Origin of the sequence: Vasconcelosia minhoensis LEGE 07310 (assembly GCF_015207255.1) — a bacterium.
In the GTDB taxonomy this organism is placed as follows: domain Bacteria; phylum Cyanobacteriota; class Cyanobacteriia; order Phormidesmidales; family Phormidesmidaceae; genus Vasconcelosia; species Vasconcelosia minhoensis.
In genome coordinates, this window is sequence record NZ_JADEXG010000036.1 from 1 (window position 1) to 23,628 (window position 23,628).

At 55.2% G+C, this 23,628-nt stretch carries 19 protein-coding genes, 1 tRNA gene and 1 pseudogene; 14 read left to right on the forward strand and 7 right to left on the reverse strand.

Annotation, left to right across the window (positions count from 1 at the left end; all coding sequences use genetic code 11):
- Window positions 1-127 (reverse strand): annotated as a pseudogene (locus IQ241_RS15015) (photosystem II D2 protein (photosystem q(a) protein)); the annotation flags it as partial.
- A gap of 321 nt (window positions 128-448) precedes the next feature.
- Here IQ241_RS15015 and IQ241_RS15020 point away from each other — a divergent pair.
- The 6 genes from IQ241_RS15020 (at window position 449) to IQ241_RS15045 (ending at window position 3,681) form a co-directional block, all read left to right on the forward strand.
- On the forward strand, window positions 449-721 hold the full coding sequence (locus tag IQ241_RS15020) for a hypothetical protein (RefSeq protein ID WP_193908581.1): 273 nt from the start codon (window positions 449-451) through the stop codon (window positions 719-721).
- Between the two features lie 6 nt (window positions 722-727).
- Window positions 728-1,426, forward strand: a complete 699-nt coding sequence (locus IQ241_RS15025; RefSeq protein ID WP_193908582.1) for an energy-coupling factor ABC transporter ATP-binding protein — start codon at window positions 728-730, stop codon at window positions 1,424-1,426.
- Window positions 1,427-1,540: 114 nt separating this feature from the next.
- Entirely contained in the window at window positions 1,541-2,089 is a 549-nt protein-coding gene (locus IQ241_RS15030) for an NYN domain-containing protein (protein WP_193908583.1), read from the forward strand.
- A 71-nt stretch (window positions 2,090-2,160) separates the two neighbouring features.
- Window positions 2,161-2,232 (forward strand) — tRNA-Asn (locus IQ241_RS15035).
- A 217-nt stretch (window positions 2,233-2,449) separates the two neighbouring features.
- A complete protein-coding gene (locus IQ241_RS15040) occupies window positions 2,450-3,193 on the forward strand; it encodes a response regulator transcription factor (protein ID WP_193908584.1) in 744 nt (247 codons plus the stop codon).
- 2 nt (window positions 3,194-3,195) lie between these two features.
- Window positions 3,196-3,681: a GNAT family N-acetyltransferase gene (locus IQ241_RS15045; protein WP_193908585.1), complete on the forward strand. Its 486-nt coding sequence runs from the start codon at window positions 3,196-3,198 to the stop codon at window positions 3,679-3,681.
- Window positions 3,682-3,707: 26 nt separating this feature from the next.
- Here IQ241_RS15045 and IQ241_RS15050 read toward each other — a convergent pair whose 3' ends face one another.
- Window positions 3,708-4,616, reverse strand: coding sequence for an LPS biosynthesis glycosyltransferase (locus IQ241_RS15050; protein ID WP_228021744.1), 909 nt, complete (start codon window positions 4,614-4,616; stop codon window positions 3,708-3,710).
- Between the two features lie 155 nt (window positions 4,617-4,771).
- On the opposite strand from IQ241_RS15050, the gene IQ241_RS15055 reads away from it, so the two are divergent.
- On the forward strand, window positions 4,772-5,026 hold the full coding sequence (locus IQ241_RS15055; protein ID WP_193908587.1) for a LysR substrate-binding domain-containing protein: 255 nt from the start codon (window positions 4,772-4,774) through the stop codon (window positions 5,024-5,026).
- Here the strand turns inward: IQ241_RS15055 and IQ241_RS15060 are convergent.
- On the reverse strand, window positions 5,001-5,972 hold the full coding sequence (locus IQ241_RS15060; RefSeq protein WP_193908589.1) for a cobalamin-binding protein: 972 nt from the start codon (window positions 5,970-5,972) through the stop codon (window positions 5,001-5,003). The genes IQ241_RS15055 and IQ241_RS15060 overlap by 26 nt on opposite strands.
- 265 nt (window positions 5,973-6,237) lie before the next feature.
- Between IQ241_RS15060 and IQ241_RS15065 the strand changes: the two genes are divergently transcribed.
- The 6 genes from IQ241_RS15065 (at window position 6,238) to IQ241_RS15090 (ending at window position 15,038) form a co-directional block, all read left to right on the forward strand.
- Window positions 6,238-6,975 (forward strand): class I SAM-dependent methyltransferase, encoded by a 738-nt coding sequence (locus tag IQ241_RS15065; protein WP_193908591.1) that lies wholly within the window; start codon window positions 6,238-6,240, stop codon window positions 6,973-6,975.
- 143 nt (window positions 6,976-7,118) lie between these two features.
- Complete coding sequence (gene psbP / locus IQ241_RS15070) at window positions 7,119-7,658, forward strand: photosystem II reaction center PsbP (protein ID WP_193908593.1); 540 nt, start codon at window positions 7,119-7,121, stop codon at window positions 7,656-7,658.
- A gap of 61 nt (window positions 7,659-7,719) precedes the next feature.
- Entirely contained in the window at window positions 7,720-8,313 is a 594-nt protein-coding gene (locus IQ241_RS15075) for a Maf family protein (protein WP_193908595.1), read from the forward strand.
- 44 nt (window positions 8,314-8,357) lie between these two features.
- Complete coding sequence (locus tag IQ241_RS15080) at window positions 8,358-11,363, forward strand: UPF0182 family protein (RefSeq protein WP_193908597.1); 3,006 nt, start codon at window positions 8,358-8,360, stop codon at window positions 11,361-11,363.
- A gap of 235 nt (window positions 11,364-11,598) precedes the next feature.
- A complete protein-coding gene (locus IQ241_RS15085; protein WP_193908599.1) occupies window positions 11,599-12,882 on the forward strand; it encodes an HlyD family secretion protein in 1,284 nt (427 codons plus the stop codon).
- Window positions 12,883-12,893: 11 nt separating this feature from the next.
- The gene (locus IQ241_RS15090) at window positions 12,894-15,038 is read left to right on the forward strand and encodes a glycosyltransferase family 2 protein (RefSeq protein WP_193908600.1); all 2,145 of its coding nucleotides are present in this window, start codon (window positions 12,894-12,896) and stop codon (window positions 15,036-15,038) included.
- 24 nt (window positions 15,039-15,062) lie between these two features.
- Here the strand turns inward: IQ241_RS15090 and IQ241_RS15095 are convergent, their stop codons facing one another.
- The 3 genes from IQ241_RS15095 to IQ241_RS15105 all read right to left on the reverse strand — a co-directional run bounded on the left by IQ241_RS15095 (window position 15,063) and on the right by IQ241_RS15105 (window position 18,892).
- The gene (locus IQ241_RS15095; protein WP_193908602.1) at window positions 15,063-17,018 is read right to left on the reverse strand and encodes an aconitate hydratase; all 1,956 of its coding nucleotides are present in this window, start codon (window positions 17,016-17,018) and stop codon (window positions 15,063-15,065) included.
- 70 nt (window positions 17,019-17,088) lie between these two features.
- Window positions 17,089-17,400 (reverse strand): Uma2 family endonuclease, encoded by a 312-nt coding sequence (locus IQ241_RS15100; protein ID WP_193908604.1) that lies wholly within the window; start codon window positions 17,398-17,400, stop codon window positions 17,089-17,091.
- Between the two features lie 58 nt (window positions 17,401-17,458).
- Window positions 17,459-18,892, reverse strand: a complete 1,434-nt coding sequence (locus IQ241_RS15105; RefSeq protein WP_193908606.1) for a hypothetical protein — start codon at window positions 18,890-18,892, stop codon at window positions 17,459-17,461.
- Between the two features lie 118 nt (window positions 18,893-19,010).
- On the opposite strand from IQ241_RS15105, the gene IQ241_RS15110 reads away from it, so the two are divergent.
- Entirely contained in the window at window positions 19,011-21,458 is a 2,448-nt protein-coding gene (locus IQ241_RS15110; RefSeq protein ID WP_193908608.1) for a glycoside hydrolase family 31 protein, read from the forward strand.
- Window positions 21,459-21,476: 18 nt separating this feature from the next.
- On the opposite strand, the gene IQ241_RS15115 is transcribed toward IQ241_RS15110, so the two are convergent.
- Window positions 21,477-22,958 (reverse strand): TrkH family potassium uptake protein, encoded by a 1,482-nt coding sequence (locus IQ241_RS15115; protein WP_228021745.1) that lies wholly within the window; start codon window positions 22,956-22,958, stop codon window positions 21,477-21,479.
- Window positions 22,959-23,628: the final 670 nt, after the last annotated feature.

The window sequence follows — 23,628 nt, forward strand, 5'->3', positions numbered from 1 at the left end:
GATAGGCGCAGGGAAACAACAGCAAACCAGACCAGCCTACGAAGACAAATCGGTCGCGCTTTAGCCAGTCGTCCAGGATGTCGAACCATCCCCGACTCGCTCGCGCTCTTCCCATTGCTATGGTCATAGAGCAAATCTCCAATGTTATCTATAAGAACGGAAAAAGCCTGACTCTACATTTAAAGGACAGATAAAATAATGCCTGACCGTTAAAAAGTGAGAGTAGGTTTACTAAACTTTACCGTAGCTCTCATTATATGAACATTTTTATCGAAACCGCAGGGTCGATCCAAATATTTTAAGATCTGCCGAAGGGTAGATTTCAGCGATTTCGGTTGGCCGCTGCGGGAATGGAGCTAAATTTGCCATACTGAAAGCCGGGCATGGAGCCGACATAGTCTGTTTCTATCCTTCTAATCAATAATATTTACCGTCAACTTACTGCCTCATGTACATTCTCGAGCTCACGCTAAAGCATACGGCCCTACCGCTTTCGATTCAAAAGCAGACTGCCGAAGCCGCCGAGGCTGCCTATGGCGAAATTTCCAAAGCTCTGAATTCCGGCTCGCCCGTGATGGTGGAGCTGACCTGCGATAAGCAGCCCGACAAAAAGCTGGCGGTACTGGTCAGCGAACTCGCCGCCGTCCAAGTTTATGAGAAGTCTGGTAGCACTACCGCTTCGGGCAAAGCGCCTGGCTTCTTTGCGCTGGCGGCAGAGTAGGCTGCGATGGCCAGCTCGGCCAGCTCGTTAGGGGCTGGAGAACAGGCTACAGCCGCGATCGCGGTCAATGACTTGGGATTTAGCTGGCCTTCAGGGGATACCGTGCTCCAGCACTGCTCGCTGACGGTTAACCCAGGAGAATTTGGCATGCTCCTGGGCAGTAATGGCAGCGGCAAGTCTACACTGCTGCGGATTCTAGCCGGGCTGCTCGACCGGCAGTCAGGCCAAATTCAGCTCCAGGGACGAGTCGGGTTCGTCTTCCAGAACCCTGACCATCAGTTAGTGATGCCGACGGTTGGGGCCGATGTGGCCTTTGGGCTGGTGGCAGAGCAGCTGCCCTTTTCCCAAGTGCGGCAGCGAGTACTTTCCGCCCTCGCGGCAGTTCATCTAGAGCATTTCCAGCGTCGCCCCATCTATGCCCTCAGCGGCGGCCAGAAGCAACGAGTGGCGATCGCGGGTGCAATCGCCCAGCAGTGCCAGATTCTGCTGCTGGACGAACCGACGGCGCTGCTCGATCCGGACAGCCAGATTGCCCTAGTAAAGCAGGTGCAGGAGCTGGTCAAGACACGCGGGCTGACGGCGCTGTGGGTGACCCATCGGCTGCTGGAGCTAGATTACTGCGATCGCGCCTTTCTGCTGGCAGGCGGACATGTCATAGAGCAAGGCGATCCCCAGCGGATTAAACAAAAGCTGCTGGGGGCCTGACTCATTTTGCTGCTTAGGGCACAGAACTCAGCAACCCGTTAAACTATATTGGCTAGACTATGCTTCTGTTAGTGCTTTTCTAATCTGGCCCATCCCTCTCATCTAGAGATCGCTATGGCTCGGTCACCGTCTTCAGCAATTCTTCTTGTCGATGGCTATAACATCGTTGGTGCCTGGCCTGAGCTCGTGAGCTTGAAAGCTGAAAAAGGCTATGAGGCGGCGCGACAGCAGCTGACCGAGGACTTGGCCAACTACAGTGCCTTTAAGGGCTTTGAAACCTGGCTGGTGTTTGATGCCTACGCTCAGCCTACCGCCTCCAGTCAGGAAGCCGTCACACCGCAGCTGTCGGTTCACTATACCCATTTCGGCCAAACGGCAGACAGCTACATCGAGCGGGCCTGCGCTCAGTTTCGGCATGACTCGCGGAAATTTCGTCAGCGGCTGATCGTCGCCACCTCTGACCGAGTACATCGCCAAACCGTGATTGGCTACGGGGCAGAGTGGATGTCGGCGACGCAGCTGCAGCGTGAGCTGATGCTGGCGATGGGGCGAGTGCGGCGACGGCAAAAGTCATCTAAGGGTCGGGCCGGGCGGCTGCTAGGCTCGCTTGACCCAGAGGCTCAGTCCCGGCTACGGCAGCTGCGGATGGGGCTGCCCGACTAGGCCCGGTTCGGGTTCGGTTGAAGAATTGCCTTGTCAAATCAATTCCCTTTTGGGTACTATGGGATACGCGTTCCTCAGTAGCTCAGTGGTAGAGCGGTCGACTGTTAATCGATTGGTCGTAGGTTCGAATCCTACCTGGGGAGTTTTTGTCGATTGGCTAAGTTGTGCGGGCTGAGCCGCCGTGACGCAGCATAGATGCTAGGTATAGTCGCTTGCCAGTCTGGCTATCTTGCTATAATTTGAAGAAAATCTTAAGCTATTACCAGGTCAGACCCACTTTGGAGCCTTGATTCAGCCGGTCAACAGGTTCTGACTTAAGCCTACAAAATTGATAACCTAATTTGACAACCTAATTTTAAGATGCCTCGTATCCTTGTGATTGATGACGATCCGGCGATTGCCGAGCTAGTAGCCATCAACCTGGAGATGGCCGGATACGACGTCAGCCAGGCCAGTGACGGGGTAAAGGGTCAGGCATTAGCGGTCCAGCTGATCCCCGACCTAATCATGCTCGATCTGATGCTGCCTAAGGTAGACGGCTTTACGGTCTGCCAGCGGCTCCGGCGCGATAGCCGCACCGCAGACATCCCGGTGATTATGCTGACGGCGCTAGGCCAAACTCAAAATAAAGTGAACGGCTTCAACGCCGGGGCCGACGACTATTTGACCAAACCGTTTGAGCTTGAGGAAATGCTGGTTCGGGTGCGAGCGCTGCTGCGCCGGACTGACCGCATTCCCCAGGCGGCGAAGCATAGCGAGATTCTCGACTATGGCCCACTGACGCTTGTACCTGAGCGGTTTGAGGCGATCTGGTTTGACCGCACAGTGAAGCTAACTCACCTAGAGTTTGAGCTGCTCCACTGCCTGCTCCAGCGCCATGGCCAAACCGTTTCTCCCAGCGAAATCCTCAAGGAAGTATGGGGCTACGACCCCAACGACGATATCGAGACAATTCGCGTCCATGTTCGCCACCTGCGCACGAAGCTAGAACCTGAACCGCGTCGCCCCAAGTTCATCAAGACAGTCTACGGCGCAGGCTACTGTCTAGAACTGCCGAGCAGCAGCGATACCGAGGCAGTTTCAGCCCAGGCTCACTCGAGTTAGAGATGACGCAAATTCAGATTCGTCCGGCTCAGCCCGCAGATGTAGCGACGCTGTGGAAATTGGTCAAAGCGCTGGCTGAGTATGAAAAGCTTTCTCATGAGGTGACTGGAACGCCCGAGGCGCTAGAGCGACATCTGTTTGGTCCGCGCCCCTATGCTGAAGCGGTCCTGGCTCTGAGCGGCGGGGAGCCCGCCGGATTTGCCCTGTATTTCTACAATTTTTCGACCTTTTTAATGAAACCGGGGATTTATCTGGAAGACCTGTTTGTGCTGCCTGAGTACCGACGTCAGGGCATTGGCCGCGCCATTTTTCAATACCTGGCTCGCTATGCTTTGGAACAGGACTGTGGCCGATTTGAGTGGAGCGTTTTGGATTGGAACGAGCCCGCGATTCGGTTCTATCAGCAGATGGGGGCAGAGCTGAAGGAGGAGTGGACGGGGTGTCGGCTGTCGGGTGAGGCGTTGGAGGGGTTGGCTCGGGGTGGGTGATGGAGTGATCGAGTGATCGGGTGGTTTTAGAAGGTCAAATGCCGTCCGATGGCGAAGCGTAGGAGGCGGATGGGCTGTCCTGAAGATTTGAGGACAGGGCCGCGCAGGTATTTGCCCAGCAGCAGTCGGCCCAACCCTTTGATTCGACCGTAACCGCGTTCTTTCCACCAGTGGACTGGGGAATGCTGCTCGGGTTGGGTTTCGTCACGCTGGGCATAAAGAGGGGAAAAGGCCAGTCTGCCGTAGAGCACGTCGGCCCGGTGGGCTTTGCTGAGCTGGTTAGCTTTGTGCTCGGGATTGGGCAGGCCGCCGTGTTCACCGTAGTTGCGGAAGGGGACATAGTTGTGCAGGCCGCGATCGCGCAAATAGTAGTCAATCCCCGAATCCCAGGGTGAATAGGCGGTCGGGCCGGGGTCGTACTCTACCGCAGCGGCTAGGTCTAGCAAAAGCTGGGCACTTTGCGCCGTGACCACATAGGCAACCATCGAGGTTGAGTAGCCCCGGGCATAGCCCTGTTCGGTAATGCTGTAGACCTGGGGAGCGCAGGTATAGAGCCAGGCGATACCCAAATCAGAATCCGCCGGATCGAAGGGCGGCGGCAGTAGGCCAAAGCCGACAACGGGGACAAAGTCGGCCTCGACAATCAGCGTCGGCCGGTCGGATTGGAGGGCTCGCTGCCAGGCCTGACAGTGGTTGAGCAGGCACAGAAAGCTGCGCGAGTAGGTTTCATATCCAGGCTGGTGCACCTGTCGTAGCACCTCACTCTGGCAGCCTGTCTGGTCGAGCGCTGCCGTCAGCCGGTCGGTCGGTTCGCGGTAGGCAATGATAAAGGTTTGCCCAACGCAGTCAGTCAGCCGCTGGGGCGAGGCCGTAGTGGCGGTTAGGGTTGAGGTCACAGTGCCGGTGGCAGCAGAGCAATCAGAATGCTGAGCCATCTCTCCTTTGCCCCATCCTATCGGCAAACAGAAATCGGTCAATTGTCCCTGAGGGCTGATTTACCAACAGTTCACAATTTTTAAGTGGTTAAATAAACGGCTTTACCGGATTGAATTCTCACCTGACGTCGCGCTGAGGTATAAACTGCTTGGCAATGCCCGTAATGTTGTCATCGCCGCTGCCCTGGGCGATCGATGGGATGGGGCTGGCACTACTGCCGAACTGGCTAATCGACGATGATTTGCAGGCGGGTAGTCTCGTCAACCTTTTTCCTCAATACCGCGTAGCCGCAACCGATTTCTCGACCGCAGCCTGGCTGGTCTATCCCTCTCGCGCCTATGTGCCGCTCAAGGTTCGAATCTTCATCGAGTTTCTCAAACGGTCTATGGCAAAGCTGAGTCAGCAGTGATTTCAGCACTCACAAACGGCTCCCAGCCTACCGTCTTGTACCGGGGCTGAGTCAGGTTGGGACGCAGGACCTCTGCCAAAATTTCTAGCGAATCGACCAGGCGCGGGCCGGGGCGGTTGAAATACTGATTGCCATCGGTGAGGTAGACCCGGCCCTGTTGGACAGCCTGGAGCTTGGGCCAAGATGAATTTTGACAGAGAGCCTGGGTGGCCTGGCGAGTCTGGGTCAAGTCGTAGCCGCAGGGCATGACGATAATCACATCGGGGTTGGCAGCGAGCAGGTCGGGCCAGCTGAGCCAGTCTGAATGCTGGCCGACTTCGCCAAACAGAGCTCGACCGCCTGCCAGCGTCACCAGTTCAGGAATCCAGTTGCCCGCTCCCATCAGCGGATCGGTCCATTCGATACAGGCCACCGTCGGCGGGTGGGTAAGGCTGGCAAACCGCTGGCGGCAGGTTTGCACTCGGGCCTGGAGGGGCGCGATCGCGGCCTCTGCCAGCTTCTCCTTTTCATTCTTTTCGGGCGAAATCTGCTCAGCTACCCGGCGCATATCGTCCCAGACATCGGCCAGCGTCGCGGGCTGGAGCGAAATAATCTGAGCTTTGACCTGGGTGAGCTCAGCCACGGCGGCCTCTACCTCACTCAGGCTGACGGCGCAGACCTCACACTGGGCCTGGGTGACGATGTGCGTCGGCTGGAGCTGGGCCAGTATGTCGGTTTTGATCTTGTAGATACTGAGCGCTGACTGGAGCAGGTCGCTCACCCGCTGGTGAATTTCGGCACTGCTGCCGACCGGCTCAAAATTCGGCTCAGTGCAGACCGGCAGAGCCTGCACCTGAGCTGGAAAGTCGCATTCATGGGAGCGGCCCACCAGATATTGACCCAGCCCAAGCTGCGCCACAATCTCCGTGGCGCTGGGGATCAGAGAGACAATTCGCGGATCTGCCATAGCGGCCTTAGAACCTCGTCTTTTAGCCCTCAGTGTATCGAAACCCAGCCCAAAAACCTGGCCCAGACGCCTGCTGTCAAAGATTAACCCAGAGATTAAACCGTGTCTGCTCGCCCAATTTGGGCACAATGGGCAGGCTGGGGTTGAGCGCGAATGCGCGGCTGCCCCCAGAGCATGTATCACTTACCCGTTGAAATGCATCTAAAAATAGATCTGGGTTAGGCTGGTTGGGGAGGCGGCCCCAAGCGGATGGGCGCGATCTCACATGTCACTGTCCCGGCCAATCTTGGCGCTACTGCTCTGCTTTGCGGTTAGCCTGGCAGGCTGTAGCACTCTGGAAACGGACGCTCCAGCCGATGGTCACTACCATACCCAGAGCCCAAGCTCAGACGGTATTGGCAAGCTCTACTACGGTCGAGAAATCTCCGACGTGATGGGGCATCGGGGAGCGGCCTGGCTGGAGCGGCCCAGCCGCGAATTGGATGAGCGGCCCGACGCGGCGGCAGCGGCGCTCGACCTCCGGCCCACTGATACCGTCGCCGACATCGGTGCGGGCAGCGGCTACATCAGCTTTTTACTCGCGCCCTATGTGCCCCAGGGCAAAATTTTAGCGGTGGATATTCAGCCAGAGATGCTGGCCCGGCTAGAGGCGGCCCGAGACCAGCGCCAGATTGAGAATGTCGAAACCGTTTTAGGAACGCCGGACGACCCGCACCTGCCCGCCGACAGCGTTGACCTGGCGGTGATGGTAGACGCCTACCACGAGTTTGCCTATCCGCGCGAGATGATGGCGGGTATTGTCCATGCTCTGAAGCCGGGCGGGCGGGTGGTGCTGGCAGAATATCGGGCTGAGAATCCACTCATTTTGATTAAGCGGCACCACAAAATGTCGGAACAGCAGGTGAAACGTGAGCTGACGGCGGCGGGCCTGGTTTGGGAAAAGACGGATGAGCGGCTGCCGCAGCAGCATTTGGTGTTTTTTCGAAAGCCGGGTGGGGGGTAGAGAGTAAAAGGAAGAGTAGGGGAGTGAGCGGGTGATGGGGTAAAGAGTAAAGAGTAGGGGATCGTGGGTGAAGTGCTGGGTTTGGAAATTTTCACAAAAATTGGGAGAATAGGGGATAGACCGATGGAGCCAGGAAATTGACTATGCTGAAACGTTTTGCGGCGCTGTTTTTGATTGTTCTAGCGCTGGGCTTGCAGGGCTGTATCTCGTCTGCTGGCGGCCTACAGGCCTATAACGATAGCTATGAGGGCTATGAGTTTTTGTACCCCATGGGCTGGGTACCGGTCGAGATTGACAACGGCCCCGATGCTGTTTTTCACGACATCATTAATCCTAGCGAAAACGTCAGCGTAATTATCAGTCCGGTGTCTGAAGGGAAGACCCTGCAAGACCTGGGTACTCCGACTGAAGTGGGCTACAAGCTTTCTAAAAGTATTACCTCCCTCACCGATGACGATCGCAATGTGGAGCTGGTCAACGCCCAGTCCTTTAGCGTCGAAGATAAGCTCTACTACGTTCTGGAATATATTGCCGATGTGCCTTCGGGGATTCGTCATAACTTGGCTAGCGTGATTGTCAGGCGGGGGCAGCTGTACACGTTTAATGCTTCTGTGCCCGAAAGCCGCTGGGATAAGATGAAAAATCTGGTTAAGCAGTCGGTGGCTTCTTTCTCGGTCTATTAGTCAAGATAGACACTAGAATTGATCGGACTGATTCGGATTTTACCCGCCGAACTGACCGCCCATGCTTCCCCAATTTGTTCTTGCTTCCGCTTCCCCCGCCCGCCGACAGCTGCTGATTGCCGCAGGGATCCAGCCTTTTGTCTACGCCAGCGGCTTTGATGAAGACCTGATTCAGATTCGCTACCCGCCTGAGCTGGTGAAGGCTCTGGCCCGGGCCAAGGCTGAGCTGGTAGCGCCACAGTTTTCCCAGTCGCTGGTGCTGGGCTGCGACTCGGTCTTTGCGTTTAACGGCGAGGTCTATGGCAAGCCCGAATCCAACGAGGAGGCGATTCGGCGTTGGCAGAAGATGCGCGGCCATTTCGGCGAACTCTATACCGGCCACGCCCTAATTGCCCCCGGCGGCATCACGCGAATTCAGTATGATGTTACCCGAGTTCATTTCGCCCAGGTGTCAGACGCTGAGATTGAAGCCTATGTAGCGACGGGCGAGCCGATCTGCTGTGCCGGGGCCTTTACGACCGACGGTCGGGGCAGCCTGTTTGTCGAAAAGCTGGAGGGCTGTCATACAAACGTGATTGGCCTCAGCCTGCCTCTGCTGCGGCAAATGCTAGCGGATCTAGGCTACCAAATCACGGATTTCTGGACTCGGGGTTAGAGTGGGGAGTAGGGGAGTGATGGAATGGGTGGAGGGTAGAGGGTATGGCTGAGGCTTGGGATCGGCCCCGGCGACGGGTTGCCTACGGGCGCTGGATTGCGATCTCGCTTGGTCTTCTCACTCTGGGCCACATCCTCACCTATCTCTGGGCTGAGGGGCTGTGGTTTCAAGACCTGGACTATTTCTATGCCTATGGGCTGCGGGTGCGAATGCAGGCGGGGCTGGGCGGGCTGGCTTTTTTGGGCAGTTTGGCAATTGCGCTGGCAAATTTGCGGCTGGCGCAGCGGCTCCAGTTTAACCGCTACTGCGTGCTGCCGAATCAGGCTAGTCTGCGTTCGGGGCTAGGGCTGCGGTGGCTGCTGCCGCTGGGGCTGGGGCTGGGGCTGCTGATCGGGCTGGTGCTGATCTACCATGGTCAGATTGCGATCGCGCGGTGGGAGCTGCCGCAGGTTTCCAGTGCACTGCCGCCGCTGCCGCTCTGGCTGAATGCTCAGTCAGTCTGGCAAATTATTCAGCAGCTGGTGGCCCAGCCCTGGCAGGGGGCAATTGTGATTGCCGTCGCGATCTCGCTGCTGATCCGCCCCGGCGTTTTTGTGCCGCTCAGCGCCTGGGTACTGAGCGTTAGCTTTAGTCTGCTGATGGCGGAGCAGTGGTCGCGGGTGCTGCCCGCCTTTAACCCGACTGCCTTTGAGACCGCCGACCCGGTCTTTGGTCGCGATATTAGCTTTTATATTTTTCGACTGCCGGTTTTGGAGCTGCTGGAGTTCTGGCTATCGGGGCTGCTGCTGTTTTCGCTGGCGGCGGTGGCGCTGCTCTATCTGTTGGCGGGCAATAGCCTCAGTCAGGGCCGGTTTATTGGCTTTTCCTCCGCTCAGCAGCGCCATCTGTACGGGCTGGGCGGGCTACTGCTACTGGCGACGGCCTTCAATCACTGGCTGACCCGCTACGAGCTGCTCTATTCCGAGCAGGGCGTTACCTACGGCGCTAGCTATACCGATATTCATGTCGATCTGCCGGTGAATACGGGGCTCTGCCTGATTGCCCTGGGGCTAGCGGTGGCGCTGCTGTGGCGTACCGTTTTCTGGTCGCAGAATCCGCGCAAGCAGCCGCTGCGATCGCGCCCGCTGATCGGCGCGGTCATGATCTATCTCACCTTTGCCCTGGTCGGCAATACGGCAGCCCCCTGGCTGGTACAGCGGCTGGTGGTGCAGCCGAATGAGCTGGTGCGAGAGCGGCCCTACATTGAGCGCACCATTGCCTTTACCCGAGCTGCCTTTGACCTCTCCAATATCCAAACTGAGGAGTTTGACCCCCAGGGCGGTCTGACCGCCGCTGACCTAGAGGACAATGACCTGACCATCCGCAATATTCGCGTTTGGGACACGCGACCGCTGCTGGAATCCAATCGACAGCTCCAGCAGATTCGGCTGTATTACGAATTTGCCGATGCCGATGTCGATCGCTATACCCTGATCCGGGATGAAGGCCCGAGCGATCGCCGTCAGGTTTTGATTTCGGCTCGCGAGCTGAACTATGAGCGGGTCCCCGACATTGCCAAAACCTGGGTGAATGAGCACCTAATCTACACCCACGGCTACGGCTTTACGATCAGCCCGGTGAACACGGCTGGAGCGGGGGGGCTGCCCGACTATTTTATTAAAGACATTGCTCATACGCCTAGCTCTCCCGTCGTAGCGCAAAGCATTCCCGTGGGGGCACCGCGGCTCTATTTTGGTGAGCTGACGAATACCTACATCATGACCTCGACCAAGGTGCAGGAGCTAGACTATCCCAGCGGCAGTGACAATATCTATACCACCTATGCCGGGCAGGGTGGGATTGGGATTGGCACGTTCTGGCGACGGCTGCTGTTTGCCAAGCATCTGGCCGACTGGAAGATGCTATTGACGGAAGACTTTACCCCCAATACCCAGCTGCTCTACCGCCGCAGTATTCGAGAGCGCGTGAACCAGATTGCGCCCTTTCTGCAGTTCGATGGCGATCCCTATCTGGTCGTCGCCGATGCCGAGGGAAATTTTGCACCCCGGACTGCGCCCGAGGATGAGACAGGGGAGGCTGTTGCGACCGATGAGGCGAACTATCTGTATTGGATGATCGATGCCTATACGACTAGCGATCGCTATCCCTACGCCGACCCCGGAGAAAATCCGTTTAACTACATCCGCAACTCGATTAAGGTGGTCGTCGATGCCTACCAGGGAACGGTTCAATTTTACGTCGCCGACGAGTCCGACCCGATCATTCGCACCTGGGCCAGCATTTTTCCCAACCTGTTTCAGCCGCTGGCGGCCATGCCCGATGCGCTGCTGGCCCATATTCGCTACCCGCAGGATTTTTCGCTAATTCAGTCGAACCAGCTCCTGACCTATCACATGACCGACCCGCAGGTTTTTTATAACCGGGAAGACCAGTGGCGCGCCCCGACCGAAATCTACGCTAACGAATCTCAGGTGGTGGAGCCCTACTATCTGATTATGGAACTGCCCGGAAACGAATCGGGTGAGTTTGTGCTGCTGCGGCCCTTTACCCCAGCCCAGCGGAATAACCTGATTGCCTGGCTAGCGGCCCGCTCCGACGGCGAGCAGTATGGTCGCCAGCTGCTCTACCGCTTTCCCAAGCAGGAGCTGGTGTTTGGGCCAGAGCAGATTGAGGCCCGAATCAATCAGGACCCGCAGATTTCTCAGCGCATCTCGCTGTGGGATACCCAGGGCTCGCGGGCCAACCAGGGAAATCTGCTGGTGATTCCGATTGAGCAGTCGCTGCTCTATGTCGAGCCGCTCTATTTGGAAGCTGAGCAAAACCGACTGCCAATCCTGGCCCGCGTAATTGTTGCCTATGAAAACCGAATTGCCATGGCCGAAACCCTCAATCAGGCTTTGGACGCTATTTTTCGGAGAGAGGAACCTTCCAGCCCGGCCATTTTGCGCGAGCTCGACAACACTGAAGGAATCGACGATCTGCTGCTCCCTAACGCTGCCGAAACCGAATCAACAGGCGACACTCCTACGGAGGAACTTCCGGCTGACTAAGGCTATTGACATCCTCCGTTGCGCCCCCTTCCTGGGTTGGAAGTTAGAATCCTCACCCTGCAACAGGGACTTCATTGTAATCGCCTCTTAATATTCTACTCTGCCCGGTTCAAGATCCGTTAAATTGCGCAGGTGTGATCTGCTAAATTTTTGACACTATAAAGCAGGGAAAAGGTTTCATCTGTAAGCATTTTCCTGAGACTCAGTGGTTTGGGCAGGGGGAGTGACGTTACCGATGAAGCTTGAGTATAAGCAGCAGCCGTTACCCCATGAGGAAGAGGGAACAGAGTTTGAAACTCGTCAATTTATTTTCAGAGCAATTCGCTTAGTCTTCGGGCTTGGCTTGATTGCAATAATCGGCTATCTTCTCTGGGATAACTATCGAAAAACAACCAGTAGCCAGGCCTACATCAACGGCATTATTATCCCAGTTCGGGCTCCGATTACTGGAACTTTCAAGATTTCTAATCAAGATTTAGAGCTAACTCCGGGAAAGAGCATTCAGGCGGGGACTACGATTGGCAGGATTGAAAATATAAGAGCAGATCCACAGCTGGCAACGACACAGCAGCAGCTGCGATCGCAAGTTCAGCAAACTGAGAAGCAGCTTGAAAATATCCAGATCAAGATTGAAAATCGACAACAGTCTCTGCAAAAAGTCGCTCACAAGTCAAACCAAGAGAATGCGCTGCAGGTCGAGTCCGCTCAGGCTCAGGTCAACCGCCGCTTCAATCAGCTACAGCAAGCACAGAAAACGGCTGAGTTTACCCAGCGAGAAGCACAGCGCTATCGGCAACTGGGAGCCGCAGGAGCCGTCTCTCGGAATCGAGTTGAGGAAGAAGATACTGAAGCTCAAATAGCCCAGGAAATCGTCGATGCCAGTCAGGCCCAGCTGGCTCAGGCCAGAGCGGACCTAGCCGCGGCAAAGGCTGGTCTGTCGCTCGAAGGGGGCAATAGCTTCAGCTATCCTCAGGTTCGTCGCCAGGAGCTTCAAACCGAAATTGCTGACCTACAGCTTCAGCTCAAAGCATTAAAGACCCAACAGGAGCAGCAAAAATCAGAGCTGGGAACAGCCGACCAGCAATTTCAATTACAAACCCGTGCCGCAGTTAAGATGCCAACCACAGGTGTGGTATGGTCGGTCGAGAACCCACCCAGCTCCCAGGGCACTACTCTTTCAGCAGGCGATACCATTTTCCGAGTAGTTCAATGTAGCGAGACCTGGGTAGAGGCATTCTTCCCTGAGAACGAGATTGAAGAACTTTCCATCGGGACTCCGGCTCAGATTAAACTCTTAGCTGGCAACAGTACTTTTTCCGGCAGCGTGCAGAGAATTCGGGCAGGGGTCGGACGAGTTTCCCCGGGTCAAGAGTCAGCCGTTCCTCCACCGGATCAGGTCAGACGGGAGGTAGCTGTTCGCCTCTCCATAGATAATCCAATTAAGGCCCCTGCTGAGTTCTGCGGCATTGGCCGGAGCGTAGAAGTGACTTTCTCAGAGGGGCAGGGGTTGTTCTTTTGAGCAGATTTAACTTGTTTCGCTGGTTTGAAGGTCTGGTATTCCTACTGGGAACCAGCCTAACGGTAATCTGGCTGACTCAGGAGTTCTGGCTAAATATTCTGGCTAAATTCGCTAGCTTCTGGCGATGGGGAACGTTTGTTTTTATTGCTCCAGGAAACTCATGGCAATCTCTGCTCCTGCCATCCTTTATCCTGGCTGCTTGCCTACTGGCAACGCAGCTCCTTTCTCCTTCAGCTTCGGTCTGGTCGAGGATTCTTGTTTCTGGCAGCCTGATTTTCTTAGGAGGACGGTATCTGCTCTGGCGGATGTTTAGTACCTTGAACCTGGATGATCCCCTCAATGGCAGCCTGAGCCTTCTGCTGTTTTTCATGGAGCTGGTCAACTTTACCAATACGATTGCCTTTTTCATCTTGACAATCCCTAGTATTGACCGTTCCTCAGAAGCTGATCGCTTACAAAAGGCAGTCCTAGATGGAATTTTTCTGCCATGGGTAGATATTTTGATCCCCACCTATAATGAACCAGTGGCAGTGCTCCGACGCACAATTATCGGCTGCCAAGCTCTAGACTATCCGCATAAACGTATTTATCTTTTGGACGATACTCGTCGTCACTCTATCCGCTATCTGTCTCAGGAGCTGGGGTGCTTTTATCTTGATCGCCCTGACAACCGCCATGCTAAGGCAGGGAATATCAACCATGCGTTGCCCTACCTTGAGGGAGACTTAGTTACCATATTTGACGCTGATTTTGTTCCAACTCGGAATTTCCTGACCCGCACAGTCGGTTTTTTCCAGAATCCTCAGGTTGCCCTGGTTCAGACTCCCCAGACCTTTTATAACGATGGTCCAATTGTAAAAGATTTGGGGCTTCAGGGCATCCTCACCAATGAACAAGCGCTGTTCTTCAGGCATGTCCAGCCTAGCCGAGATGTTGTCAATGCCATTATTTGCGCTGGTTCTAGTTTCGTAGTCCGGCGAAATGCCCTGGATCAAATGGGTGGAATCCCAACGGCTAGCATCACTGAAGATTTCTTGATTTCGCTCAAGCTACAGTCTTTGGGATATCGTCTCAAGTACTTAAATGAAGGACTGTCTGCTGGCTTGGCCCCGGAAAGCATTGGTGCCTATATTAACCAGCGTTTGCGCTGGGGCAGGGGAACCATCCAATCTATTTTCACAGACGCGAATCTTTTTACGCTCAAAGGCTTAAGTTTCATCCAGCGATTAACCCACGGGACGGGCTTGCTCTACTGGTTTTTATCCCTGCCGCGACTGGTTTTTTTACTGATCCCCCTGGCCTATTTACTCTTTCAGCTGGTGCCGTTAAGGGCCACAGTAGGTGGCCTGCTTTACTTTTTTGTTCCCCACTATCTAGGGGTTATTCTAGCCTTCTCCTGGATAACCAAAGGTAGGCGATCTGCCTTCTGGTCAGACATTTATGAGACCATTCTCTGCGTACCGATGACCTTAACGGTCTTCCAAACCCTGATTAATCCTTTCAGCGAGGGCTTCAAAACCACCCCAAAAGGGGTAGTTTCCGAGCAGATTCAGATTAACTGGCGACTCGTTGGCCCTTTGCTGGGGTTACTTGCCCTGTCTTTGTTGGGAATGTTAAACGGCATCGTCAATTCAGGATGGTTCACGTTTGGCCCAGGGGCGCTGCGAGTAAATTTGTTTTGGACCTTTTACAATATTATTTTGCTGCAAATTTCCATCCTGGCCGCGATCGATGTACCAAAGCGTTGCCATACCCGCTTCCGGCACAGTTTAGCTTGTGAACTTCAGTTCGAAAGTTTTTCCCTGTCCGCTGAGACGGTGGATTTGTCTGAAGGCGGGGCTGCTATCACCCTGCCGCAGCTTAAATTCCCGGACCAGCTGCCGCCCCAAGGAAGATTGAGATTTAGCGATTCAAGCTCTGAGTTAAGTCAGGCCTCCTTCAATGTGGAGCTGACACGGAGGCCAGTCCGGTCTAAGAAAGGATGGTTACTGGGTACAAAATTCATCAATCTTTCTGCAGAGGAGGAACGACAGCTAGTGGAGTTTCTCTATTGCCAGCCAGACCAGTGGCAGGACCGGAAAATACCAGAACCTGTAACTGCTTGGGCCATGGTGAAGTCTGCGTTTAGCTTCCATTCCCTGGCTGAGACCCGCTAGGCTAAATCAATAGGGGCTCATCCCCTAGGTCAGCTTTGACTTGAAATGATTGATCAATCCGCCTGAGAGCATCACCTGTTTTTGGCGATCGCTTAAGTGCTCGGTCATTTCATAGGTCTGCGACTTCGTGACATTTTTAACCGTAACCGGTTTGTCCTGCTCAACGGCGATTCGCAGTCCTTCAATCGCCAGCTCGTCCCCAGCGTCGATGCTGTCATAGTCTTCTGGGTTGGCAAACTCCAGCGGCATAACGCCGAAGTTGACCAGGTTTTGCCAGCCGATGCGGGCGTAGGACTTGGCTAAAACGGCGACCTGACCCAGATAGCGGGGCGCGATCGCGGCATGTTCCCGACTCGACCCCTGGGCGTAGTTATCACCCGCCACAATCACATGACCCCCAGATTTCTCTTTTGCCGTTTTGGCGCGGTCGGTAAAGGTCTCGTCTACCTGATAGTAAACAAAGTCGCTGATGCCGGGAATATTGCTGCGGAAGGGCAGGACGCGAGACCCGGCGGGCATAATTTCATCGGTCGAAACATTGTCACCGACTTTCAGCAGCACCGGCACGGAGAAGGCATCGGGCAATGGCTCAAACTCGGGGAAGGATTTGATATTCGGCCCTTTTTCCAGCTCGACCGAGCTACCGTCCTCTGACGGCGCAACCAGCATATCGGTATTGACCCGAACATCAGCCGGATTCTGGTACTGGGGATAGCTCATGTCGTATAGCTTCTCCAGCTGGCGCGGGTCGGTGATTTCTCCGGTCAGCGCTGCCGCTGCTGCCGTTTCGGGGCTGCATAGATAGACCTGGTCGTCGGCGGTACCGGAGCGGCCCGGGAAGTTGCGCGGCATGGTGCGTAGCGAAATTTGATTGGAGGCGGGGGCCTGACCCATGCCGATGCAGCCGAGACAGCCCGCCTGGTGAAAGCGTGCCCCGGCGTGCATCAGGGACAGAAACTCCGGCATGGGGGCAAAGTTTTCCACTACCTGGCGGCTGGTGGGATTGATGTCGAAGGAAACGCGATCGCTGGCCACCCGGTCTTTAACAATCGCCCCGACAATCCAAAAGTCGCGCAGCCCCGGATTCGCTGACGAGCCAATCACCACCTGATTCACCTCACGGCCCGCCACTTCCCGCACTGGCACCACATTGCCGGGGCTGCTGGGGCAGGCAATCAGCGGCTCTAGCTGGTCGAGCTGGATCTCTTCATGGCGGTCATACTCGGCTCCAGGATCGGCGATGATTTCTGACCAGGCTGACTCGCGACCCTGGGCCTTGAGAAACTGACGCAAGGTTGGGTCTGAGGGGAAAATGGTCGAGGTTGCGCCCATCTCGGTGCCCATATTGGCAATCACATGGCGATCCATGGCGCTCAGGTTTTCCAGCCCCGGTCCGTAGTATTCGATGATCATGCCGCGGCAGCCGTCTACATCGTAGCGGCGCAGCATTTCCAAAACGACATCTTTGGCACTGACCCAGTCCGGCAGCTGACCGGTGAGCTTGACGCCGAGGATCTGCGGCATCTGGACGGCCATCGGTTCACCCGCAATCGCCAGGGCTACATCCAGCCCCCCGGCCCCAAACGCTAGCATCGCCATCGAACCGGCAGCGGGCGTATGGCTGTCGGAGCCAATCAGCGTCTTCCCCGGAATGCCGAAGCGTTCCATATGCACCACATGGCTGATGCCGTTACCGGCTCGGCTATACCAGATGCCAAAGCGCTGACAGGCCGACCGCAGAAACAGATGGTCGTCGGCGTTCTTAAAATCAGTCTGGAGCAAATTGTGATCGACATACTGCGCCGACAGCTCCGTCCGCGCTCGGTCTAGCCCCATCGCCTCCAGCTCCAGCATGACCATCGTGCCGGTCGCATCCTGAGTCAGCGACTGGTCAATCTTCAGCCCAATCTCCTTGCCTGGAAGCATTTCGCCAGAAACCAGGTGAGACTGGATCAGCTTCTGCGCTACGTTCATCGGCATGGGGCTATTCCTCTTGAGTCGTCGGCGAAAAGTTAGTTAGGCTAACTGTAAGCTATTAAGCTGAAGGGTTTCAACCCACTATGTCCTGACGTAATCGTTGTGAATAAGCTGCTACCCCCGATTCGCTTAGGACCATCAGGTCTGGATATCGAGTATTGGCCCGCTTCGCTGACACCTCGATTTCAGTTCCTCGACGAATGCAATAGTGAGGCAAGAAGTTCAGAAAGATGGAGAAAAGATACCCTTCAATCAGGACATTGATTTCGCTTTCGGCTCCCAGCTCGACGAGTATTCCATCCATCAGCTCATAGCGGGTATCTGTACCGTCGTCATAGTCTAGATACGATTCAAGCGTTATGGGCTGATTCGCTGCGATCGCCATCGGAGAGAGCCCTCATCAAAATACTGAGCCTATACCCCAGCATAACGCCCCTTGACAGCTAAAGTTGAGTCCACTGAACCCCGTAATGGTTATTCGTCTGGGCTAAAAATTCGCTGAGCTGGGATAGCGTCAGCGGATTGGGTAGGGGATAGCGCTGCTTAAAGCTTTTTAAGTCTGTGTAATGGCGAACGAAGGAGGCATTGTCCCGAGGGTATGCACGCTCGTTGACGCCAATAAATTGGCCATGCTGGTTCGCTCGGTCAAAAATCGTTTGCCACTGTTCGATTGAAGCGATTCCCAAGGAATATAAGCCGTTTGAGAATAAAGTAGCGTAGACCTCATCGTAAGGCGGAGCAGCCTCTAAGTATTTCGTCAAGCGCTCTAGAGAGGTCTGATCGTTGAATACGGCCCAAAAGGGGACTAGCCCTAAGCGCAGTACCCACCAGGGCTGAAGATATACAAACGACTCAGACAACAGTCTACCGCTGGGTAAGCCGCGCTGCTGGTACCACCAGCGGTAGAGGTTGGCAACCAGGGGACTCAGATCCTGGGGATCAGAAAAAGTAATCCAACAGACTTGAAAGCCATGCTGTTGAGCAAATCGTTCCACATCACCTCTGAGCTCAGGATCAAAGCCCCACTCAGCTTCTGGCCAGCGACCATGGGCCAGGGGAGACTGCCACTGACGATGGCGAGAACCGCGCCGCTTTAGAAAGTCCGCCACCTGCTGACTGGGCTGCAAATAGTCTTCTGGTGAAAGCTTTCCTTTTCCTCCTACCTGGAAGTAATGGCGATTGTCGGCCTGGGTCGATAGCCAGGTATATTGACAATCTAGGAGAAAAAGGGTGCCTCCTGGCACTAGTCGGTCCTGCAAAAACTGCTCAAAGCTAGGGCCTAGCCGACGACGCTTGAGCCGAAAATAGCTGACTCGACCTACCTTGAGCCGATCTTGATTAGGATCGTGCATTTGATAAGCCAAAAGGTCAGGATTATGCCGTAGCAGGGGCCGAACAGACTTTTTGCCCCAGGCTAGTTCTCTGACCGGCTCATCCTTATCGACTGAGTGCCGAACGCAGGTCAGCAGCGTTTGGGGCAGCCAGGGAATCCCTAGAGCCGCGCATAGATGGGTCGCGGCACCGTTCGACGCGCCAATCATCGCAGCCGGATATTGGCGCTGGGGATACTGGTTGACGACCCAGCGGGCCATGGTCTCAGAGCGAACTTGGCTGAGGACGCGGGGCGATGAGGCGTCGGCCCAGCCCGACCAGGTCGCCATTGCTTCGTCTATCCGACTCGGTAGATAGCTTGCAGCATCTGCAAGGAGAGCAGCTAGGGCCGGGAAGGGACCCCCTACGCGGTGGGCTTTTCCCTGCAAAAACTTGGCGGTTGCCTCCAGCTGAACGGTTGCAGAATCGAGACCGACAACGTATGTGGGCCTTTTTCCGAGAGATACCAGCCAGTGATTGAGCGCCAGTGTGGGAGAAAAGGACATGCAAATATCGAAATGTTTTTTCTACAATCGCAGCTCATTTCTATTTCAAAATCAGCCCACAGACTGATTAAACGTCAGCACGACCAGGTCAATTTTATCCTAGCCGCTTCTAGATCCTATGGTTTTCTTCAAACAGCTTTTGCGATCGGTAAGAACAGTGCTGAAGTCGCTGTTCTTTCTACAGTATATGCCGGCAGCTCTTTGGTATTCGCTGAAGCGAGATCGCGCCAATCGCCAGGATTTACCTCCGCTATCCTCAAATACCGTAATGCGGCCTGGTCAGCTGCGGCAGATCCGTGCTACCGAACGCGGGGCCCATTTTTACTTTAACCATGCCGACCTAGAGATTGACTTTCTCGCGGCTAACTTTGTGCGCATGACTTGGTCTCCAGGCCATCTGCCGGTGCCCTATGCCATCGCCTGTGACCAATGGGACTCAGTAGCAGTCCATTTGGATGAAGCGGAGAACGGCTGGTGCTTAACCAGTGAAGCCTTGAAGGTCGAAGTGAGCTCAGACGGCAGCCTGCTGTTTTACGACGGGGCGGGTCGCTGCTTGAGAACAGAGCAGCCCCCTCAGCGACAGGGAGAGGGTTGGGGACACCGGGTTAACCTCTGCCCTGAAGAGCGAATTTATGGTCTGGGAGAACGGTCTGCGGCCCTCAATCTGCGGACGGTTCAAGCCGAGTCGCAAGCGACCAAAACCTACGGCATGTGGAATTACGACCCGGGCAATATCTATCGCCCCGGCACCGATCCGATGTATATCTGCATTCCGGTTTATATCGGGCTGCACGACCGGGGTAGCTACCTGGCTTTTTACGAAAACACCTTTCGGGGTGAGTTTACGGTTACTTGCCAAAAGTCAGAACATCACTTTGCTGATATTGCCTTTGCTGGCGGAACGCTGCGCTACTATATCGCCATTGGTTCCCCATCCCAGCTGATAGAGCGATATACCCGGCTCACAGGTCGAGCCCCGCTACCGTCTCGCTGGGCACTCGGCTACCACCAGTCTCGCTGGGGATTCCGTACGGCCTCTACGGTACAAGCCGAGGTCGAGCAGTTTCAGGCCCATGATCTGCCGCTAAGCGCCCTCCATTTGGATATCGACTGTCAGGTCAACAGTCGCTCTTTCACCATCGATCCCAAACGCTTTCCCCAGCTACGGCAGTTTACGCAGCAGCTAGCCAAGTCCGGTGTCAGGCTGATTGCGATTAATAATCCTGGCATTCGCTACAGCCGCCAGAGCAATCTTTTTTTGGAAGGTCAGGTGCTGGAGGCATTTTGTACCTATCCCAACGGCGATTTGGTGGTTGCCCCAGTTTGGGCCGGGCGGACGGTCTTTCCTGACTTTACCGATCCTCAGGTGCGGGCCTGGTGGAGTCAGCAGTTTGCCTATCTGCTAGACGTAGGCATTGCTGGTTTCTGGAACGATATGAATGAGCCCGCTGCGTTTGTCTCATGGGGCGACCCTACCCTACCCGAGGTCGCTCAGCATAGTTTAGAAGGCCGCGGCGGAGACCATCGCGAGGCTCACAATGTCTATGGCCTGCTGGAAACAAAAGCGGCCTATGACAGCCTCAGGCAGTATCGCCCGCAGCAGCGCCCCTTTGTCGTTTCCCGCTCAGGCTGGGCTGGGCTGCAGCGCTACGCTTGGACCTGGACGGGCGATATCGTTTCCACTTGGGCTGCCCTCCGCCAAACCCTATCGACTGTCATTGGGCTAGGGCTTTCGGGGATTCCCTATAGCGGCCCTGATATCGGGGGATTTTTGGGAAATCCCTCAGCAGAGCTCTACCTGCGCTGGTTTCAGCTCTCAACTTTTCTAGCGTTTTATCGTACCCACTGCGCCACCAGTGCGATGCCTCGCGCACCCTGGACCTATGGTGAACCTTACCTGAGTATCATCCGCCGCTTTTTGCAGCTGCGCTACCAACTCATGCCCTACCTCTATACTTTGGCCTGGGAGGCTGCAGAGCGAGGATACCCCCTGGTTAGGCCGCTCTTTTGGCACGCTGGGCAGGGGCGATCGCACTGGGATACCGAAGATGCTTTTTACCTTGGGGACGCGCTGCTAGTCTGTCCGGTTTTCCATGAAGCGGCCCGAGAACGCGCGATTGCCCTACCGGCAGGGCAATGGTACGACTTTTGGACCGATGAGGTTCTGATGGGGGAACAAACGGTTCAACGGGCTGCTCCGCTCGAGCAAATTCCTGTCTTGGTTAAAGCCGGTACCGTTCTACCGATGGAAGATCAGCAGCAGCTGATTCTGCATATCTATCCCCCAAAGGTGGAAAACGAGCGTGAGAGCGTTTTGTACAGCGATGCTGGCGAAGGCTATGGAAAATCTCGTACCGACCGGTTTCAGCTGATTCGACAGGGTTGCGAGTTAAAACTGCTGTGGACAAGGCAGGGAGACTATCCGTTCCCTTACGCAAGGATCCAGCTCCAAATGCATGGGATAACGCCGCAGCAGGTTTGGGTAGATGGCCAAGAAATAGCGCTGCAAGACTCGTCTTTGTCCTGCCAACCGTTTCAGCAGGCTCGGTTTAGCGGCATCATCTGAAGCCGCTAAAGGCTGCTGTCAGCGCTGCAGCAGCTGAGCCAGCCAGGAAAATAAAACCAGCACGGCGACAATTTCTAGTCGTCCCATCCACATCAGCAGCATCAGCGTTAGCTTCCCTAGCCAGAAGAGATCGGGACCGGTAATTCCGACCGATAGGCCCGATGTCCCCAATGCGGAAGCACATTCAAACAGCGCATCAATCAGAGAATAGCGAGTATCAATGGTATGGAATAACAGCGTCGTACCCACGCCCAGCGCGATTAGCCAGAGCGCGGCTAAAACGGCGGCTGACTTAAGCTGCCGATGGGCCTCCTGCTCTGACAGGGCGCGGCCATTGAGCTCGTAGCGCAGCTCTTCGGGCGATTCCCGGTAGATTAGGCGCAGGTACCAGACCACCGCCTGATATAAGACTACGACCCGGTCTAGCTTGAGCCCGCCAACGGTGGAGCCAGACACTGCCCCTAGAATCATGGCTGTTGTCATCCATGCCTTGGCAGTGGGGCTCCAGGTCTGCTCTTGAACTACGGCAAAGCCACAGGTCGTTAGCGCAGAAGTCCACTGAAATAGGCTGTCAATCCAGAGCCATTGCCCTGCATACCAGCGCTGCTCAAGCAGCAAAAAAAGTGTTCCAATAACCAGTAGAAGCCATAGTGCTCGGTGGCGCATATCTTCCCACAGAGCGGCGACCTGTCCCCGCCGCAAAACCTGAGCATGAGCTGCAAAGCTAATCGCCCCGGCAATCATAATGGGCACAGCCGCAAGCTGTACCCCCGGTGGATAAGTTTGGAAACTGCTACCCGTAATGTCAAATCCGCCCGTCGCGATCGCGGCTAGCCCGTGATTGAGAGCGGCCCAAGGGGGCATTCCAGCTAGGGCTAGCAGCAGGATACTCGCTCCGGTGTAGAGTAAATAGATTTTCCAGATTTCTTGGGCGGTTTCCCGGAGTGTGGGCGCTAGCCGCTCTTCTCGGGTCTCGGCTGAATAGAGGTGCTGTACGTTACTGCTAGGTTCCAGGACAGATAGGGTGAGAACAACCAGACCGATGCCGCCAACCCATTGGGTAAACGAGCGCCACCACTGCAGGCAGTGCGGTAGCTGGCTGGCGTCTCGGGCCATGCTTAGACCCGTACTCGTAAACCCAGAAATTGACTCAAACAGTGCATTCCAAACATCTCGGAAGGCTGAAATAGTGGCGGCAGTATCGCCGTCTAACGACAGGGCAATGAGCCAGTAGGGAAGCGTACCAATCGCAAAAATAACGGCCCAGCTCAGGGCAACGACTAGCAACGTTTGCCGATAGCGAATGGCCTTCTCCTGGCGAAAGCGCCAAAACAGCAGCTGCCCCATGCCAACTGAAACCGCCGCGGTCAGCAGAAAAGGTAGAATGGCGTAGTATTCAGTAAAAAATAGGCAAATTGGCAGCGACGCAAGGGCCATCATGCCAGGTATCTGCATTAAAAGCCCAACAACTCGCAGCGGCGCTTTTTGGTCAGAAGACATCCTAATTTTTGAGCTGGCTGTTTTTTGGAGCTGGCTTTTTTAAGCTGTAAACTGACTCAGACTGCCTCGCTCTATGGAACAAGCGAAAGTTCCGCTGGATTTACCTGTGTCGCGGGTTTCCTCACGGCAATTCGAGTAGTCCAGAGAAAAAGGCCAACGGCAATTAGCGGCAGGAGCAAGAGCACTGCTACTCTGACAGTCGTTCTCTGGTGCCAATTTTTGGAGTTGGACTGGTGCATACCCATATGGTCAGTTTGCAGATCGTGGCCATCACCAGTGTAAAGTCAACTCCGCTACTTCTACCGCTTTGAGTGCAGATCTCTGTCTAGAGGCCAATGGATAATCTCAAAATTTTTGGCGTCTAAATATGTGCTTATTGGCAATGCTGGTAAGCTCTTACAGCAAAGTACAGTAAGGAGTGCCTACAATGACTATAACTGAACTAACGGTTTTTGATAAAACTGTTTAATCGAAGACAAATATTTGGCTGAATGGTTTTCAGGAGCGTTGGCCCGGGAGTCTGAGAGCCTGAGCGCTCATCCCAATATCGGGGACAGGAAATCTTAATATATAAAAGGAAACTCGTCGCGAGAACGGTTTAGACCAAGTTGCAGTTTTCGCTGACGGGCTGGATCCGCGATCGCGCACTCATCCAGCCTTGCCTTACTGC